Source organism: Paraglaciecola sp. (assembly GCF_030730205.1).
Lineage (GTDB): Bacteria > Pseudomonadota > Gammaproteobacteria > Enterobacterales > Alteromonadaceae > Paraglaciecola.
The window spans coordinates 15,473-17,107 of sequence record NZ_JANQVQ010000113.1 but is presented as its reverse complement, the minus strand read 5'-3'; the positions used below and the strand labels follow the sequence as shown (position 1 = coordinate 17,107).

1 protein-coding gene is annotated in these 1,635 nt (G+C 37.8%); it reads right to left on the bottom strand.

Annotated elements, in window-relative coordinates:
* Positions 1 to 730: 730 nt before the first annotated feature.
* Positions 731 to 1,531, bottom strand: a complete 801-nt coding sequence (locus tag NWQ57_RS08430) for a MerR family transcriptional regulator (RefSeq protein WP_306021703.1) — start codon at positions 1,529 to 1,531, stop codon at positions 731 to 733.
* Positions 1,532 to 1,635: the final 104 nt, after the last annotated feature.

Sequence of the window (1,635 nt, the reverse complement as noted above, 5' to 3'; positions counted from 1 at the left end):
AACAGTTTAATCAGCCTGTCTTCGCCGTGTTTAAACACGGGACTTGGCCGCATATTAATTTTCTCCATTTTTAACATAAGCTCTAAGCCCTTGTATAGCCTTATTTTTTATCACTTGTTTAAACGAGCTAAGGGGGAAATACGGCGAAACACCTTGATCTTGCGCATAGGCGGAACTACAGTTAAGCGCTGTATATTAAAACAGTATTTGACTGTAAGGATCAAGGATGTCTAACTCACCATTTCTAAATTTAATTGCAGATACCATGTTTGAACGTCGTTATGCAAAAAGAACGATTGAGACTTACTTAATTTGGATTAAAGAATTAATCCTGCGGGGTCACCCATAAGTCAGCCGGTGTCAGAGCCGCTGAAATTTGCGGATAGGATAATCACGGGTTCGAAAAAACACATTCTGCAAAGAGCAGTCAACTGTCCGCCGAACCACCATCAAAATCGCCATAGCAACGACTCATCACAGATAATCTCCTGCGGTTTCCTTCACCCGAGATTATCCGCCAGCTGTCTCCTAGCCACAGGACAGCTGAGGTTCAGTGTTACTGACAGCCAATTGACAATCTTAAGAGTAGCAGTCATACGTCTTGGTTAGGGTGTATGACAAGTTCCTGCCATAACAGATATTCGAATTTGTAATCATATTATTTATAAAATAAGCAGGGCGTTGTAGCCCATACTTAACATTTTCGTAACTCTATATTGCGTTGAAAAACTTATCTCAACTTAATGTACTCATCTTCATTGTTTTTTAGAGAGTTTTCAGCAAAGTAGTCCATTGCATCAAAATAGTGTTTTGCCATGCCTTTTTGATACGTCTCATAGATATCAACAACTACTTTATCTTTTCTACCTTCTGCGTTTGTAGCCTTCAGAAATTTGTAGTTAGCACCTGCAAAATCATCAATAGTTTTGCACAGCATGCGATTCATTATCACATACGCATCTTTCATTAAGGCCTGCACTTTTTCGTCGCTTACGGGCAAGTAGGTGACTTCCATGTAGTGCGTAGTCCACTCATCAGCCTCATATTTAACATCATGAATTTCGTCATTTGAAATTTTACCGTAAGCTTCGAAAACCTTTTTACCATTTTCATCTTGTTTTATTTCAGTTTTCCACTCTTCGATTTTAGCTTTTGGTAATCCCTTCAACATTACATCTAAATTTTCTTCGCCTAATGTCATTTGTATTGATACCTCGATTCGTTTAATCATTTCGTCAGTGTTATCACGACGCCGTATTAGCAACTCGCGCTGTTTCTGCAAAGCACTTAACAAGTCAAAGTCATCAGCATGAATAATGGTAGTAATGTCGTCTAAATTCATATCCATTTGTCGATAGATAATGATTTGCTGCAATAATGCAACATCATAGTTATCGTAAAAACGATAACCGTTACTATCCCGTTTAGCTTTAAGTAAATTTTTCTCGTCGTAAAAATGCAAAGTACGCACACTCACATCGCTTAATTTACTTAGCTGTCCCACGCTGTATTTTTTTTCTCTGCTATTCACTTTACTGATTACCAACTCTTATCAATTGCTAACATGATTATCCTGAGGTATTACCTTAGGTTAGGGTCAACACTATTAATTCAAATTTCCCTCTTTTTATATTC